Raw genomic sequence first — 18,454 nt, forward strand, 5'->3', positions numbered from 1 at the left:
TTTGTATAATGTTATCTCGTCTGGAAATAATGCTGCATAAAAAACATAATTATGAAAATGCCCACAAATCAAAAGTTCATAGTTGGTTTCAAGTGTCTTTTTTTCTTAATTATTTTACAATTTTACCTTAAGGCAAAGAGAATTCATTGGTTTATTTTATATTTATAACATTTAGCCAGGAAATAGTTTAAATTTGGTTAAAAATTAAGAAATTTTTATGATTTTAAAAATACTCTTCCCTTCAAAGGCCAACTTGTTACATTATATCATTCTCCTTTTGTTATTTTTTTCTGCAATAAATACTAATGCTCAATGTGCAGGAAGTGATAACAGTGTAACCGTTTGCAATATTCCTGATCCCAGCAGTAAATCGATTGACCTATTTAGTCTTTTAGGCTCTTATACTACAGGCGGTATTTGGACAGATAATTTTTTTTCTGGAGGGTTGAACCTTTCAACGGGAATTTTAAATGCTCAAATAATCAATAAAAGTGGTGTTTACACTTATACTTACAGTGTTGACAATGGTACAGGCTGTAATGATTCTGCTACCATAACAGTGACAATAGGAGGCTATTCAGGAATATCAAGTCCTAATGTTTCGGCTTGTAGTGATGACCTTAAGTTTAATTTATTTCAGGGTTTTAATGGAAATTTCCTTAGCCCACAGTCCAACGGAACTTGGTCTGATAATGATGGAACAGGGGCATTAACGGATAATTTTCTAAATGCAACTAAGGCTGGACTGGGAACTCATTCTTTTACCTACACTATGCGGGCAATAGGAACGTGTCCGGCACAATCTTCAACTGTTAATGTAACTGTATTTAGAGCTCCGGATCCAGGAATTGGAAATGTTGTATTGTTGTGCGATTCTGACTTTTTAACCTTTAATACCAATTTAAACTTAAATGATATATTGATTGGAGAAGATGCAAATGGTAAATGGATGGAGGTCTCTGGTACCTCAGAATTGTCAAGCTCTTTTGATTCTACAATTGATGTTCGGCATATCTATGATACTTTTGGTGCTGGTGCATATAACTTCATTTATTCCGTTTTACCTTCCAATCCCATTTGCGATATTAAAACATCGGCCGTAACTATTATCATCGAAAAGCAACTTGATTTAACGGGTGCTAAACTAGTCGTAAATTCTGATATTTGTGAAAATGAAATTACTAAAGCAACCTATAACGCTGTTTTAAATCAAGGAATTCAAAAAATCCCGAATGGAAGTTATTTCGTTACTTATACTATTTCAGAAATTGTGGAACCAATAACCATTATTTCTAATTTCAATAATGGAGTTTTGACCTTTGGTATAAATCGACTCAATTTTCCGCAAGTCGGTAATTACACTGTTACTGTAATCGATATTGCCAGAGTTGGTAGTTTAGGTGCCTGCAAAAGTATAATAAGTTCTATTTCTGATGTTTTAAATGTTTTTCCTTTACCTAAAATCGATAAAGCAACGTTGACGATTGACCCAGTTTGTAAAGGTTTTGATGCTATAGTTAAAATTTCGGGAGACACAAATTTAACAGAAGGGAATTACAGTATATTCTATAATCTGTCAGACAGTAACATAGCTATTGCGCAACAGGCTTTTTTTAAAGTTGCAATAGGAACCGGAACTTTTGTTATTCCGGCAAGTTTGATTCCAGTTGTTGGCAACATCAAAATTTCGATTACAAACATCACGAATCTCTTTACAGGTTGTACAAATGTTGCAAATATAACCAAAGAATTTGGAGTTAAACCTTTGCCGGATTTTTCAAATCTTAAATTAGATATAAAAGAGGTGTGTCAAAATCAAGCTGTTGTTGTTTCACTAAGTGGATTAGGGATTTTAGCTAATATTACCATAAATTATAATCTAACTGGAGTAAATAATGCAACAAACCAATCGTTAATAATACCAGTTAGTGCAGGAAATGCAAGTTTTATAGTTCCATCCAGTTCTCTTATCAATGCTGGAATTACTTCTCTGGTTATTACTGATATTATTGATAATGTAGGTGGTTGCGGATCATCAATAAGTAATGGGACCAAAAGTTTTATGATTAATTCAATTCCTAATACTCCAGCAACTAAGGATGAGCTATTTTGTAAAAACGATAAAAAAACAATTGCTGATTTAACTCCAAACGGAACCAAATACCAATGGTTCAGTTCAGTCACAAATATCACTATACTGCCCAGTAACACACTTTTGGTTTCCGGAAATTATTACGTTAAAGAGGTTAATGCAGTAACTGGCTGTGAATCTGGCAGGGTATCAGCTGTGGTTGTGATAAGCGAAGTGCAAGCTCCAACATTAAACCAAGACGGACAAAATTTCTGTGGTTTGGACAATCCCACCTTGCAAAATTTGACTGATAATGTCACCACAAACGGAACCATAACCTGGTTTGATGCGCCCACAAATGGAAATCAAATAGTATTAACAGATTTGCTTAAGGATGGTTTTTCCTATTATGGCTTCGACTATTCTAGTGCCACCAATTGTTATTCTAGTGCTTTGGTGGTAACCGTGTCTCTTTCGAATTGCGATGAAACTCCCGGTTTTTTTATTCCTGACGGATTTTCGCCAAACGGTGATGCTGTAAATGATACTTTCAGAATTCCTGATATCGAGTTTATATATCCAGATTATTCGTTAGAAATCTACAACAGATACGGTACTTTGATGTTTACAGGCAATAAAAATAAAGCAGAATGGGATGGGAAAAATTCTGATTCAAATATGAATTTAGATGGGATGGCTCCTAATGGCATTTATTTTTATATTATCAATTTTAATAAAGGGAACATATCTCCCAAACAAGGACGACTTTATTTAAATAGATAAATAAATGCCACTCATTACTTTAAACTAAATTTCAAATGAAAAAAACAATACTATTTGTAAGTTTTTTATTTTTTATAATAAATGTCGCTGCCCAACAAGATTCACAATACACACAATACATGTATAATATGAATGTGATAAACCCAGCTTATGCAACGGGTATGCAATCCATGTTAGATATTGGTACATTATATAGAACGCAATGGGTTGGAGCTGTTGGAGCTCCAAAGACATTAAATGTTTTTGCTCACATGCCTGTAAATAAAAAAATAGAAATGGGTTTTTCTTTAATTTCTGATGATATTGGTGATGGGGCAAAAAAAGAAAATAACTTCTATGTAGATTTTGCTTATGTACTTCAGCTAAATGATTCGCATCGACTTTCATTGGGATTAAAGGCTGGCGCAACAGCTATACAAACAAATTTTAATGGTTTTAAATTTGAAAGTACATCAGCTGATTTTGCATTTGAAAACGTGAATATTTTAAAACCAAATATTGGAATTGGGGCTTATTATTATAATGACGTCTATTATGTTGGACTATCTGCGCCTAATCTACTCAATTCAAAACATATTGAAGAACGTTCTGGAATTAGTGATTATGGATCTGAAAATGTTCATGTTTTTTTTACTGGGGGGTATGTATTCACCTTGTCTGATTCATTCAAATTGAAACCTGCTTTTATGTCAAAATTTGTGCAAGGAACACCAATAGCTTTAGATATTTCTGCTAATGTGTTGTATAACGACAAATTTGAGCTTGGTGCAGCGTATAGAGTGGGAGATGCAATTAGCACTTTGGTTAACATAAAAGTAACTCCAAGTGTCAGAGTAGGGTATGGTTACGATTATACGATTTCTAATCTAGGCCAATTCAATTCTGGTACTCATGAAATTTTTCTCCTATTTAATTTAGATTTATTAGGCAAAGGGTATGATAAATCACCAAGATTCTTCTAAAAAAGTAAAGATGAAATCGCCATGATTCAAATTACAAATGATATTTTAGAATGGCGATACCATATTCCTTTAAAAAACAAATATTAGCTACATATGAAAAGAATATACTTCATTATAATCGTATTTTCGATACAATTTACAAATGCACAAACACAGGATTTGCAAAGAGCCAATCGCTTTTTTGAAAAAACTTTTTATAGCGAAGCCATTCCATTGTATGAAAACATTATTCAAGGAAATCATTCTATTGAGGTCGTAAAAAACTTAGCGGATTGTTATTATTTTACAAATGATTACGCAAATGCGCAAAGACAATATCGTTTTCTTATGACGAGATTTAACACAACTTTTGAAGAGCAATATTACTTCCGGTATTCACAAACGCTTAAAGCTACTGGAGATTACGAAGAATCAAATACTGTTATCCGAAATTATCTCATTAGTACAAATAACAAAGAATCCTTAAACGATTTTGAAAAAGAGAATAAGGTTCTAGAAAATGTAACCGCCATTGGAAATAGATTTGAAATAAAAAATTTAGCGATAAACACAGTTAATTCTGAATTTGGAGCCGTGAAACAAGGGCAAAACCTAGTTTTTTCAGGTATCGAAAAGAAAGCTGGCTTATTTGATAAAACATACAAGTGGAACAATGAGCGGTATCTTGATTTATTGACAATTCGTATAGAAAACAGAAATTCCGGCGATTCAATTGTAGATTTTTTCTCGGATGAATTAAATACATCTATGCACGAGGCAAATGCTGTTTTTACAAAAGATGGCAAAACGGTTTATTTTACCAGAAATAATTTTAAAAAAGGGAAAAGAGCAAAAAACAGCAATAAAATCTCCAACTTACAGATTTTTAAAGCAGAACTAATTAATAATAGATGGACTTCTGTTGTCTCGCTACCTTTCAATAGTGATGATTATTCTACGGAGCATCCTGCCTTGAGCAATGACGAAAAAACAATGTATTTTGCCTCAGATATGCCCGGCACTATGGGCTCGTTTGATATTTTTAGTGTTTCAATAAACAGTGTCGATTATGGAACTCCTAAAAATTTGGGAAATAAAATAAATACTCCAAAAAAAGAACAATTCCCTTTTATATCAAAAGACGATAAGCTGTACTTTTCATCTAATGGTCTTACAGGATATGGTTCTTTGGATATTTTTGTATCTGAAATAGAGAACAATAGTTTTTCGAAACCATTAAATATTGGACTTCCGGCGAATTCAGGCTTCGATGATTTTTCATTTACTATTGATTCAGAATCAAAAGAAGGTTATTTTTCGTCCAACAGACCGGGCGGAAAAGGGAATGATGATATTTACGAGTTAAAAGAAACGAAACCTTTAGTAATAGAGGATTGTGCGCAATTAATTGCCGGAATAATTACAGATGTAGATACAAAACTGCCTTTAGAAAATGCTTTAGTAAGTTTACAGAATTTGGATAAAGTTGAAATACAAAAAGTTGTAACTACTCAAGATGGAAAATTCAGTTTTGCCGTTGCTTGTGAAACGGGTTATTCTGTTTTGGCCTCCAAAGAGGATTATACAAAGGATTCAAGATCATTCAAACTGAACAAAGAAAGAAGTAAAATCAGTGACGCTTCCATGTCTTTAAAGTCTGCTTCGATGATTAAAAAAGAAGAGGAAATAGCAATTCAGAAAAAGAAAAATGAGGAAATAGCCTTACTTGAAAAAGATAAAACGGACAAGCAAATTGCTGCTCAAAAAGAAATTGAAATTGCTCAAATTAAGAAAAAAGAAAAAATAGATAATATTATCGCTTCGGAAAAAGATGTGGTAAAAGATAAAGACCGTTTAATCATCAAAACGGATCCTATTTATTTTGATTATGATTTATGGTACATCCGTAAAGAATCAAAACCAATTCTAAATCGCGTTATTGAAATAATGAAAAAATATCCAGATATGGTTGTCGAAATTGGTTCTCACACTGATAATAGAGGAAATGATAATTACAATAGGAACCTTTCTACAAATAGAGCGGAATCAACAAAAGCGTATTTCATAGATCAAGGAATAGTTGAAAAAAGAATTATTGCTAAAGGATATGGAGAAACCGTCCAAATCATAAAATGTGAACCAAGTGAATCATGTTCAGAAGAAGAACATGAATTGAACAGACGAAGTGAATTTGTAATTAAAAATTTATAGCTCAGATAAATATTAGAATCCAAATTTTGTTTGTCATCGTTGTTGCAAATAGAAACGCCCAATTCTGAATTAGAATTGAGCGTTTTACATTTTATAAAAGCTTTTTTTATCTGAGGCTTGCTCCAAGCTCCGTTTCAAAATTATTTTGCAATTTGCTCATGATTTTATCAATTTGAGCGTCGGTCAATGTCTTTGAATTATCTTGAATGGTAAAGCTCAAAGCATATGATTTTTTCCCTTCAGGAAGATTTTGCCCTTCATATACATCAAACAAATTAATATCTTTTAATAGTGTTTTTTCCGTTTGTCTTGCAATCGAGTAAATACTGTCATAAGTCACATTTTGATCAATCAGTAAAGCTAAATCTCTGCGAACTTCCGGATATTTAGCAATCTCAGTATATTTTATTTTAGTAGAAATTAATTTTAAAATCAAAGCCCAGTTAAAATCGGCAAAAAATACTTCTTGTTTTATTCCGAAATTTTTCAAAATTGATTTTTTCACAACACCCAATTCCACTATTATTTCTTGGCCAAAGCCAATAGCAATTCCTTCAGAAAACACATCCGAAGTTACCGGTAGATTTTGTGTTTTTTGAATACCTAATCTTGAAAGTATAGCATTTGCATAACCTTTGAACAAAAAGAAATCAGAAGGTTTTTGAGCACTGGTCCAGCTTTCCTGATTTCTGTTTCCAGAAAGCAACAAAGTCAGATGTTTACGTTCTTCATAACCTGATAGGAGGTTATGGTACGTTTTTCCAAATTCAAATAATTTTAAATCGGCATTTTTGCGATTAATATTGTAAGATATTGCTTCTAATCCGGAGAATAATAACGATTGACGCATTGTTGCCAAATCATTGCTCAAGGGATTAAGCATTGTCACATTATGCGCTGAATTTAATACTTCAGAAAGTTCAACATAAGATGCTGTAGTCAATGAATTAGCCATCATTTCATTAAATCCTTGAGAATTTAGTTGAGAGGCAATCGTATTTTGTATTTTATAATCTTCGTTTCTTGGAGAATTAGAAACCGTAGCATTTAGTTTTTTGGAAAAATTGATATTGTTATACCCATATACTCTAAGTATTTCTTCAATAACATCTATTTCTCGTTGTACATCAACACGGTAAGCAGGAATTGTTAATCCTAATCCGGCATCAGAAACGCTGTTTACCTTTATATCTAATGAAACTAGTATTTTCTTAATGTTGTCTTTTGGTAATTCCTGACCAATGATTTTATCCACTTTGCTGAAATTTAAAAATACAGAGAAGTCTTCAATTTTCTTTGGATAAAAATTAACTACATCTGATGTTATTTCGCCACCAGCTACTTCTTGTATTAATAACGCCGCACGTTTTAATGCATATTCAGTAATAGTTGGGTCAATACCTCTTTCAAATCTAAAAGAAGCATCGGTATTGAGCTGATGTCTTTTTGCAGTTTTACGGATACTTACAGGATTAAAGTAAGCACTTTCTAAGAAAACAGAATTTGTATTTTCAGAAACTCCTGATTTTTTTCCACCAAAAACCCCTGCAATGCATAAAGGTCCTTTCTCATCACATATCATCAAATCTTCTTCATGCAACGTTCTTTCTACATCATCAAGAGTTGTAAATTTTGTTCCTGCAGGAAGAGTTTGAACGATTACTTTTCCGTTAATTTTTGAAGCATCAAAAGCATGTAAAGGCTGACCTAATTCATGTAAAACATAATTAGTTACATCAATAACATTATTTTTAGGGTTTAATCCAATCGCTTTTAAACGGTTTTGTAACCACTCTGGTGAAGGTTTAACAGTTATTCCTGAAATAGTCACACCACAATATCTCGGTGCTAGTTTAGGTTCTTTTACATCAACATCAATTTTTAAAGTTCTTTTGTCAACTCTAAAATTACTTACTGATGGCGTAATCAATTCTACATTCACGCCACTTTGTAACATTCCTGCTCTTAAATCACGGGCTGTACCTAAATGACTCATTGCGTCCGCACGATTAGGTGTTAATCCAATTTCGAATACTTCGTCATTTTCAATTTTGAAAACTGTTGCAGCGGGAGTTCCAGCCACTAAAGCGTCGTCCAATATCATAATACCATCATGGCTTTCGCCAAGACCTAATTCATCTTCGGCGCAAATCATACCGTGACTTTCCTGTCCGCGTATTTTTCCTTTTTTAATCGAAAATGCAATTCCTTCTTTATCATATAATGTTGTCCCGATAGTAGCAACTGGTACTTTTTGTCCCGCAGCAACATTATTGGCGCCACATACAATTTGAACAGGAACTCCATCGCCTAAATCAACTGTGGTTATTTTTAGTCTATCAGCGTCTGGATGCTGTATGCAGGTAAGTACATGTCCTACAACAATACCTTCTAATCCGCCTTTCACCGATTGGTATTTATCAACAATTTCTACTTCCAAACCTAAATCTGTTAGTAGTGCCGCTGTTTCTTCGGATTTCCAGTCTATTTTAATGAATTGTTTTAACCAGTTGTAAGATATTTTCATCTGTCAATTTTAGTAAGAGTGCAAATATAAGGATTGCAGGTTGGAGAAAGAAACAATTTTTTTGGTTTTTTATAACTGATTTGTCACATTTTGGTAGTATTAGAAATAGAGATTTAATTATTTTAAACGTAAATAGCTACGAATAAAATAATAAAATTACGTTAAAAAAACACATATGAAAATTTAATGCTACTAGTTGAACGAATTGTGCTATTCTAATGCTAAAGAGGACGGTATATTTGATAAAATATAAATAGATAACAATATGGATAACGTAGTAAAAAGACCTGAATTTAAGGCAAAATATGATAATTATATAGGAGGAAAGTTTGTTGCACCAATCGGTGGACAGTATTTTGATGTTGTTTCTCCAATTGATGGAAAAGTATTTACAAGAGCTGCACATTCAACTAAAGTTGATATAGATCTGGCTGTTGACAAAGCGCATGAAGCTTTTCAGACATGGGGAAAAACATCCGTTACGGAACGCAGTAATTTATTGAATAAAATTGCTCAGGTTATTGAGGACAATCTAGAATACATAGCTACCGTGGAAACCGTAGATAACGGAAAAGCGATTCGCGAGACCTTAGCGGCTGATATTCCATTAGCAATTGATCATTTTAGATATTTTGCAGGTGTAATTCGTGCAGAGGAAAGTTCTATTGCTGAACTTGATTCTCAAACCGTTTCTATTGCTTTAAGCGAACCTTTGGGTGTAATTGCCCAAATTATCCCTTGGAATTTTCCGATTTTAATGGCGGTATGGAAATTAGCACCGGCATTGGCTGCAGGAAATACGGTCGTTTTGAAACCGGCAGAAAGTACACCAATTTCGATTTTGGTATTGATGGAATTGATTGGGGATATTCTTCCTCCCGGAGTTATAAATATTGTAAATGGTTTTGGAGCTGAGCTTGGAAGAGCTTTGGTAACAAACAAAAAAGTGTCGAAAGCCGCGTTTACAGGTTCTACACCAACGGGCCGTTTAGTGATGCAATATGCTACTGAAAATATTATTCCTGTTACATTGGAATTGGGTGGAAAATCTCCAAATATTTTCATGAAATCCGTTGGAGATGCTGATGATGATTTCTTTGACAAAGCGATTGAAGGTGCCGTAATGTTTGCTTTAAATCAAGGAGAAATTTGCACGTGCCCGTCCAGATTATTAGTTCATGAAGACATTTATGAAAAATTCATTGCCCGAGTAATCGAAAGAACCGCAGCAATTAAAATGGGTAATCCATTGGACAGAACGACTATGATGGGAGCACAGACTTCATTGGTTCAAAAAGAAAAAATTCTAAGCTATATTAAATTAGGAAAAGAAGAAGGCGCGGAATTATTAACTGGCGGTGAAGAAAACCATATGGATGGAGATCTTGCAGATGGTTATTATATTAAACCAACTCTTTTCAAAGGGAATAATAAAATGCGTATTTTTCAGGAAGAAATCTTCGGGCCTGTTTTAGCGGTTACCACTTTCAAAACAACGGAAGAAGCAATTGCAATTGCAAATGATTCGATGTACGGTTTAGGAGCTGGAGTTTGGACACGCGATGCGCATGAAATTTATCAGGTTCCAAGAGCCATTCAATCAGGCCGTGTTTGGATTAATCAATACCATTCGTATCCTGCTGGTGCTCCGTTTGGGGGTTACAAACAGTCAGGAATTGGCCGTGAAAATCATAAAATGATGCTTGGACATTACCGTCAGACAAAAAATATGTTGATTTCTTATGACAAAAAGAAATTAGGTTTCTTTTAGTAGTTAAAGATTATTGGTTAATCTTAAACCTGACAGATTGTATAATTTGTCAGGTTATATTTTAAATTTAAAAAAATGACAAAAAGACTCGATGCCACAGAAAAAGCAGTAGAATTAATCAAAATTTTACAGGAAAAACATGGTGATTTGATGTTTTATCAAGCCGGAGGTTGTTGTGAAGGCACGCAGCCACAATGTTTTGAAAAAGGCGGATTCTATCAAAGAATGGGTGACGTTTGTATTGGAACAATCGAAAATACGGAGTTTTGGGTGGATAAGGATTTATTCGAATATTGGAAACATGCTCATTTTACTTTGGATGTAATTGATGCCTTTGGAGTAGGAGGGTTTTCGCTAGAAACACCATTGAAAAAAACATTCCGAATTGAATACCGAATTTTTACTCCAGAAGAGGAGCAATCACTTGAGCCTTTAAAATATATTGAATAGTCTAATTTACATGCAATAATTGATATTGTTTTGGAGTAATCCCTTCGTATTTTTTAAACAAACGAATAAAGTAATTGCTATCTTCAAATCCAGATAAATAGCATACTTCATTGATTTGTATGGTGGGATTTTTCAATAATTGCTTAGCGCATCTTATCTTTTCGCTGATTACAAATTCGATCGGACTCATTCCTAATTCTCTCTTGAAAAGTCTGTAGAAAGAAGTGGTGCTCATGCATGCTTTTTCGCTCAAATGTTTCATGCTGATGTTCTCCTTCAAATTCAAACGAATAAATTCTACGACTTGCGTGATGGGATTTTTTGGATCCGTAAATAAACCGTCATCAACTGCTTTTGCAGTTTGTGTCTGAATAATCCGAATCAATAATTCCTGTAAAGTCAAATCGGCCAAGGCATCCTTGGTAATCGAAGTGCTCATGCATTCTTTTATTAATTTGTTGATTGTTGCGGCCAGTTCTACGTTGTTATAAAAAAAATAATTTTGGTAATTTAGTTGCCAAAATTGGGAATTCCCTTCTTTTGGATAGCGTTCGTTTAAGAAATGCAAGGTATCGGTAATTTTAGTCTGGTCTATCGCCAAAGCTAAACACTGCGTTGGATTGCTTTTTGTGGCCTCTGGAAAATCGATTTTCATTTCTACATTCGAAGGAATGACAACTGTCTCACCGGGTAAATACTCAAAGCTTGGATCGTCAAAAAGATGCATCACTTTTTTACCCCTTAACATGCTTGTCACCACCAAATCATTGAATTTTAACGGAACCAATGCCGAAGATTCATAGGTTTCAAAAAGATTCAGTTCACAATGATTTAGAGAATAGACAGTTCTGTTTTCTACTAATGTTTTTAACGATTTCTCGTTCGATAAATGCGGTGGATTTATAAAAGCACGGTTATTATTCATAGTTTAAAACTTAAAGAAGGCAAAGTCTAAATTTAATGAAAATAATTAGAATCGAAACAAATTTTAACAAATTTTAAATTAATTCTTCTATATGTTTTTTTATGTTTTCGGCAATTTTTTGGGTTGGTAAATCATTTTCATCATTCCCAAAAGGATCTTCAATTTCCTCGGCAATTAACTCTAAACTGGCCAAAACATAAAAAATAAAAACCACAACAGGAGCCACATAATAACCCAAACTAAAAGAATAGCCAAACGGTAAAGTCATTACATAAAAGAAGATGAATTTTTTAAGAAAAGCGCTATAGGAGTAGGGAATAGGGGTGTTTTTGATTCTTTCGCAAGCACCACAAATTTCGGTAAAGGATAATACTTCGGCATTTAGAATAATCAATTGGTCTCCAGTAATTTTTTTGGAGACATATAAATCATTGATTTTTTGAAATAATATTTTCGCAACCTGATTGGGTCTGTGTTTATGATGATCAATTTCTAAATCGACATCATCAAATAATTGCTTTCCAGTTTCCTCATCTTTTAAATGTTTGTTTAAAATAGAAGCATAACTAGGAATTATTTTCCTAAAATAAGCTCGATCTTTCTCATCTGTTAAGATTACGGAAAGTTTGATGGCTAAATTACGGCTATTATTGACTAAACTTCCCCATATTTTTCTTCCTTCCCACCAACGGTCATAGGCAGTATTGGTTCTGAAAACTAATAATAACGAAATCACAAAACCCAACATTCCATGCATGATAGTGATGTTTTTTACATAACTGTCATCAGCAAGCTGCCAATATTCAACTTCTAAATAACCGATAATTCCAGCATAAGCACCAATGGCAAGCATAATTGGAAACAAAGTCCGAAAAGTATCTGCTTTGTGAAAACGAAAAATGAAAGTAAACCAGTCTTTTGTATTGTATGAAATCATTTAAGATACTATTTTTAACAAAAGTAAATTAAAAAACAAGATTTCCGGCCAATTCTCTAAGTGCAATTTCAGATAATTTGCCTTGAAATTGAGCATTGCTGTAACGCACTTTTGAATTTACATAATTCAGTTGCGCAGTCCTAAATTCGAGTGTTGTAATAGTCCCAATTCGGAACTTGTCAAGCGTTATATTTAAATTTTGCTTGGCTATCCCCTCATTTATATTCTCGAGTGCAATTAATTCTATGTTGGTCAAGTAGGTTTGATACGATGCCGCTAATTGAGAATTCAGTGCTAAAGTTTGCTGGTCAATAGATAATTTGGAATTTTCAATTTGAATTTTTGCTATTTTCTCACTTCTTTTTTGTGCAAAACCATCAAAAATATTTAAGGAAGCACTGAATCCATAATTAAAACCTCTTGATTGCGATTGACTTACAAATCCTAAACTCGACTGGCTTTCTGAAAAGTTATAGGCAGTATTTACTCGAACAGTTGGATAGCGACCCGCTTTTACTTGTTTCAACTCAAGTTCCGCTACTCGTTTATTGATTATTTGAGCTTCTAATTGAGGATTTTGTTTCTCTGCTAATGCTCTTAATTCGGGCAATAATAGCAAGGTGTTCACCTTAAGTTGATCTAGAACCTTGAAATCAGTAGCAACATCTCTAGCTAAAAGTTGGTTTAATAAAATCTTACTGTTAGCGTACAATTCTTTTTGTCTTAACAACGCCACTTGATCCGTATTCAAATCTACTTGGGCATTCAAAACTTCTAATTTAGATGCTTTTCCAATGGTAAATCTATTTTGTGCCAAATTCAGTCGCTGATTCGAAATTACGATTGTTGTATCCAAGGCCGCTAATTGTTGTTGCTGTTGTACCAAATCGTAATACGCAGCATTCACGTCACTGATTCTTGTGATTACGGTTAATTTTAATTGTGCTTCACCCAGTTTTTGCAACTCTTTCAACTGATCCATTCGGACAAACATGCGCATACCATCAAAAATGGTCCAATCCAGTCCAACGCCATACATCAAACTATTGTTTTTGGCATTGTCTAATTCAGTTTCTGTTCCGTCCTGACGCGTTTGTGAACTATTTTGAATACTGTTATTATCAACTACATTAGCAGTAACAGTTGGTAACATTCCAGCGTTTCCAATTGCTACATTTGTTTTTTGAATAGTTAAATTGTTGGTGGCAATTTTTATTTCGTAATTGTTTTCCAAAGCTATTTTTACTGCGCTTTCTAAGGTCAGCACTTCCTGTGCATTTGCTCTTGCCGCGGAGATCAACAGTATTATAAAACTTTGAAAAAGTATTTTAGTATGTATCATAATTATATTTTTTTGACTCGGATTGAAGAGTTTCTTTACATCTATATAATCCGAATCATCAACATTCCATTAAAATTAGTTGAAATCTTTTTCATATTCTTCAATATGATCAAATTCAGGATAGTGTTTTCTGGCTTTAGACCACATTAAATACATAGCAGGAATTACAAATAAAGTTAAAACCAAAGAGAAAATAGTTCCTCCTACAATTACAACTCCCATTCCAATTCTACTGGTTGAAGCCGCTCCAAGTGACATCGCAATAGGTAATGCGCCTAATGAAATAGCCAAACTTGTCATTAAAATTGGGCGTAATCTCGCTTCAGAAGCTTCTAATATGGCTTCTAATTTTGGTTTGCCTTGTTCCCGCAGCTGGTTCGCAAACTCGACAATCAGGATTCCGTTTTTGGTTACCAAACCAATTAACATTACAGTTCCAATTTGGCTAAAAATATTCCAAGTCTGGTCAAACAACCATAACGAGAATAAGGCTCCGGCGACAGCCATTGGCACTGTTAAAATAATAATGAACGGATCGATAAAACTTTCAAATTGGGCTGCCAAAATCAAAAATATCAGCAGTAAAGCCAAGCCGAATGCAAATGAAGTATTTGAACTGCTCTCCACAAAATCCCTGGATTCTCCACCTAAATCCGTTGTAAAAGTATCATCTAAAACTTTAGCTTTTATTTCATTCATCGCATCAATTCCATCGCTGATACTTTTGCCTGGAGCAAGTCCTGCAGAAACCGTTGCCGACATATATCTGTTATTATGATACAATTGTGGAGGATTACTTTTCTCCTCAATGGTAACAACATTATCCATTTGAATCAATTCACCTTTATTATTCTTGACAAACATAGAGGTTAAATCGAGCGGTTTAGAACGGTCTTTTTGATCAAATTGTCCAATAACCTGATATTGTTTCCCATTTCTCATAAAATAACCAAATCGCTGTCCGCTTAATGATAGCTGCAAAGTTTGGGCAATATCTATAACGGAAATCCCTAAGCTTTCCGCTTTTTCACGATCAATAGTTACGTTGATTTCCGGTTTGTTGAATTTTAAATTGACATCACTAACAGCAAAAGTTTCGTTTTTTCCCACTTCATCCATAAACAAAGGAATTTTTTCACGCAATTTCTCAAAGTTGGGAGCTTGAATAATGTATTGAATAGGCAAACCACCACGTCTGTTTACAGCTATTGTAGGCTGTTCGATTACTGATGTTTTTGCATCTGGATATTTCTTGGTCCACTTGGTTAGTTTATCAGCAATTTCTTTTTGAGAATCTTTTCTTTCATTTGGTTCAACCAAGGATACTCGAATAAAACCGCTATTTACGGAAGAAGACCCAAAACCGGGAGAAGTGATGACCAAACTGACTTTTTTCCCTGGAATGGAATCATCTACTAATTTAGATATTTCTTGCATGAAACGATCGGTGTATTCATAGGAGGAACCTTCGGGTGTCGTCATACGCATTACAAACCCGCTTCGGTCATCGTAAGGTGCCGTTTCTTTTTGAATTAAATTAAAAAATAAATAAATCAAACCAAAACAGGCAATCAAAATAGGAAAACTCAACCATTTTTTCTTCATGAAACGCCCTAAGGCCTCTGCATAACCATTGTTTAGTTTTTGAAAATAAGGTTCTGTTTTAATATAAAACTTCGATTTTTTTTGCTCTCCGCCTTTCATCAAATAGGCATTTAACATAGGTGTTAAGGTCAAGGAAACTAAAGCGGATATTAATACCGCCGCACCAATGACGACGCCAAATTCCCTAAAGAGTCGGCCGACAAATCCTTCAAGAAAAATTACCGGTAAAAATACCGCTGCCAAGGTGATCGAAATCGAAATTACAGCAAAAAATATCTCATTAGAACCCTTAATTGCGGCTTCAATTGGTGACATTCCTTCTTCTACTTTTTTGAAAATATTCTCGGTGACTACAATTCCGTCATCGACTACAAGTCCTGTAGCAAGAACAATTGCCAATAAAGTCAAGACATTTATCGAAAAACCAAAAAGCCACATGATAAAGAAGGTAGCAATCAAGGAAACCGGAATATCGATTAAAGGTCTAAAAGCAATGGCCCAATCCCTAAAGAATAAATAGATAATTAAAATAACCAGAATGATCGAAATCCCCAATGTTTCAGCTACTTCAATAACTGATTTTTTTACAAATATGGTATTATCTATCGCAATGTTTAACTTGATATCTTTAGGTAAATCTTTTTTTAATTTTCCAAATTCTTTATAAAATGCTTTTGAAATATCTAAATAATTAGCACCGGGAAGAGGAACAATGGCCACACCAACTAATGGTGTTCCGGATTGGGTCATTTTTGTTTCTGGATTTTCAGGACCAATACTTGCCGTTCCAATATCGCTTAATCGAACTATTTTTTCTCCTTCAGAACGGATAATGATATTGTTGAACTCTTCAGCTGTAGAAAGATTTCCAACTGTTTTTACTGTCAATTCCGTATTGGCTCCTGTCAATTTACCGGAAGGCAATTCCACATTTTGTTTGATCAGCGCTGCACGAACTTCTGAAACCGTGCATCCATAAGACGCTAATTTTACAGGGTCAATCCACAACCGCATGGCATATCTTTTTTGTCCCCAAATTTGGACACCGCTTACGCCTGGAATCGTTTCTAATCGTTGCGCAATTACGTTTTCGGCATAGTCACTTAGTGCTAATGCATCTCTGGAATCGCTTTGCACCGTCATCGAAATAATAGCATCACCGTTGGCATCAGCCTTCGAAACTACCGGCGGCGCATCAATATCTTGCGGCAAATTTCGAACGGCTTGCGAAACTTTATCACGCACATCGTTTGCGGCTTCTTCCAGATTTTTATCCAGGTTAAATTCAATTGTAATATTGCTACTTCCCTGCGCACTTGATGAAGTTACATTCCGGATCCCGTCAATTGAATTGATTGCTTTTTCAAGAGGTTCCGTGATTTGTGATTCGATAATATCTGCATTTGCTCCGGTATAATTGGTTCGAATTGAAATTTGAGCAGGATCTATCGAAGGAAATTCTCTTACGCCAAGATACGTATAGCCAATAATTCCGAATAATACGATTGCTAAATTAATAACAATAGTAAATACGGGTCTTTTTATGCTTAAAGTAGATAAACTCATGTAGATTTTAGATTATTGATTTCCGATTTAAGAATTGAGATTACGATTGAGAATCTGATCTCTGAAATCTATTTTACTTTCACTTTAACAGGCGTTTCATCTTTTAAAGCCATTACTCCGCTCGTTAAAACGGTATCGCCTGCTTTCAAACCAGAAAGAATTAAAATTGAAGCATCAGTTCTGGTGGCCGTTTCTACCATCACTTCTTTGGCTTGACCATTGGAAGAAATAAAAACTTTTTTCCCGTTTTGTACCGGAATAATTGCTTCGGTTGGTACTACAATTGCATCCCTAATAATATCCAAAGGCAATTCAACATTAGCAAATGTGCCGGGTAATAATTTACCATCTCTATTTTCTGCAATTGCGCGAACTTGTAAGGTTCTGGTCGCTACTTCAACTCCAGGTTCAATTGCATATACTTTAGCCGTATATTTTTCCGTAGAACCGGCAACTGTAAAGGTTAAAACAGTATTAGTTCTTACTTGATTAGCATATTTCTCAGGAATTGAAAAAGTGATTTTTAGTTTGCCGGTATTGACCAATTTGGCAACTAAAATAGCTGGAGTAATATATGTTCCAGGCGAGATAGAACGCAATCCTATTTTTCCTGAAAACGGCGCTCTTATGGATGTTTTAGCAATTTGTGCTTTAATCAGCTGGCTTTGTGCTTGTGCCGATTTCAAATCTGCTCTTGCTATATCATATTCTTCTCGGCTGATGGCTTCTTTTTGCAATAAAAGTTTAGCTCTTCTTTCATTTTCTGAGGCTAAACCTTCTTTGGTATCTGTTTGTCTCAATTGTGCTCTTAACTCTAGATCATTTACTTTAAAAAGCACTTGGCCTTTACTGACATTACTTCCTTCCTGAAAATAAATGCCTTCAACAATCCCTGAGACTTCACTTCTAATTTCTACCTGTTCATTGGCTTCGATCGAACCGGAAAGCGATAGGTTGTTATCAAAAGTTTGCGGCTGTACAATAATTCCATTTACACTCATTGGCTTGCTTTTTCCGTCTTTTTCTTTAGAATCGGCATTTTTAGCACTGTTAGCTGAAATTCGATAAGCAACAAAACCAACGATGCCGGCTATTAATAAGGTGTAAACTAGGTATTTTATTTTCATATTATAGAGTCTAAAGTAGGGTTAAATTTCAGTTAAAAACAAATTTAGGTTATAGAATTGGGATTAGTGGATTTGTTGATTTTTTTTTAACGTTTGTACGTACAAATATTAATATTAAGAAAATATTCGCACATAAATCGGATCAAATATCCATAACACTATCCATGTAAGACTGATTAAAACGGAAATGGTTTAATC

At 34.3% G+C, this 18,454-nt stretch carries 11 protein-coding genes; 5 read left to right on the plus strand and 6 right to left on the minus strand.

Annotated features, from left to right (window positions below):
• Positions 1-217 precede the first annotated feature (217 nt).
• The 3 genes from ACFX5E_RS14035 (at position 218) to ACFX5E_RS14045 (ending at position 6,006) form a co-directional block, all read left to right on the plus strand.
• Positions 218-2,854, plus strand: coding sequence for a gliding motility-associated C-terminal domain-containing protein (locus tag ACFX5E_RS14035; protein WP_379855787.1), 2,637 nt, complete (start codon positions 218-220; stop codon positions 2,852-2,854).
• 35 nt (positions 2,855-2,889) lie between these two features.
• The gene (locus tag ACFX5E_RS14040; protein WP_379855788.1) at positions 2,890-3,816 is read left to right on the plus strand and encodes a PorP/SprF family type IX secretion system membrane protein; all 927 of its coding nucleotides are present in this window, start codon (positions 2,890-2,892) and stop codon (positions 3,814-3,816) included.
• Positions 3,817-3,909: 93 nt separating this feature from the next.
• Positions 3,910-6,006 (plus strand): OmpA family protein, encoded by a 2,097-nt coding sequence (locus ACFX5E_RS14045; protein WP_379855789.1) that lies wholly within the window; start codon positions 3,910-3,912, stop codon positions 6,004-6,006.
• A gap of 106 nt (positions 6,007-6,112) precedes the next feature.
• Here the strand turns inward: ACFX5E_RS14045 and pheT are convergent, their stop codons facing one another.
• Positions 6,113-8,533 (minus strand): phenylalanine--tRNA ligase subunit beta, encoded by a 2,421-nt coding sequence (pheT, locus tag ACFX5E_RS14050; protein ID WP_379855790.1) that lies wholly within the window; start codon positions 8,531-8,533, stop codon positions 6,113-6,115.
• A 265-nt stretch (positions 8,534-8,798) separates the two neighbouring features.
• On the opposite strand from pheT, the gene ACFX5E_RS14055 reads away from it, so the two are divergent.
• Together ACFX5E_RS14055 and ACFX5E_RS14060 are read left to right on the plus strand one after the other, a co-directional pair.
• Positions 8,799-10,304 carry an aldehyde dehydrogenase family protein gene (locus ACFX5E_RS14055; protein WP_379855791.1) on the plus strand — a complete coding sequence of 502 codons (1,506 nt, stop codon included), beginning with the start codon at positions 8,799-8,801 and terminating at the stop codon, positions 10,302-10,304.
• Between the two features lie 75 nt (positions 10,305-10,379).
• Positions 10,380-10,754, plus strand: a complete 375-nt coding sequence (locus ACFX5E_RS14060; protein ID WP_379855792.1) for a DUF779 domain-containing protein — start codon at positions 10,380-10,382, stop codon at positions 10,752-10,754.
• Position 10,755: 1 nt separating this feature from the next.
• On the opposite strand, the gene ACFX5E_RS14065 is transcribed toward ACFX5E_RS14060, so the two are convergent.
• The 5 genes from ACFX5E_RS14065 to ACFX5E_RS14085 all read right to left on the minus strand — a co-directional run bounded on the left by ACFX5E_RS14065 (position 10,756) and on the right by ACFX5E_RS14085 (position 18,256).
• Positions 10,756-11,679 (minus strand): AraC family transcriptional regulator, encoded by a 924-nt coding sequence (locus ACFX5E_RS14065; protein ID WP_379855793.1) that lies wholly within the window; start codon positions 11,677-11,679, stop codon positions 10,756-10,758.
• 73 nt (positions 11,680-11,752) lie between these two features.
• On the minus strand, positions 11,753-12,616 hold the full coding sequence (locus ACFX5E_RS14070; protein ID WP_379855794.1) for a bestrophin family protein: 864 nt from the start codon (positions 12,614-12,616) through the stop codon (positions 11,753-11,755).
• Positions 12,617-12,644: 28 nt separating this feature from the next.
• Positions 12,645-13,958 (minus strand): TolC family protein, encoded by a 1,314-nt coding sequence (locus ACFX5E_RS14075; protein ID WP_379855795.1) that lies wholly within the window; start codon positions 13,956-13,958, stop codon positions 12,645-12,647.
• A gap of 75 nt (positions 13,959-14,033) precedes the next feature.
• On the minus strand, positions 14,034-17,129 hold the full coding sequence (locus ACFX5E_RS14080) for an efflux RND transporter permease subunit (protein ID WP_379855796.1): 3,096 nt from the start codon (positions 17,127-17,129) through the stop codon (positions 14,034-14,036).
• A 68-nt stretch (positions 17,130-17,197) separates the two neighbouring features.
• Positions 17,198-18,256, minus strand: a complete 1,059-nt coding sequence (locus ACFX5E_RS14085) for an efflux RND transporter periplasmic adaptor subunit (protein ID WP_379855797.1) — start codon at positions 18,254-18,256, stop codon at positions 17,198-17,200.
• Positions 18,257-18,454: the final 198 nt, after the last annotated feature.

The sequence above is a fragment of the Flavobacterium xylosi genome (genome assembly GCF_042787345.1).
Classification (GTDB): Bacteria; Bacteroidota; Bacteroidia; order Flavobacteriales; family Flavobacteriaceae; genus Flavobacterium; species Flavobacterium xylosi.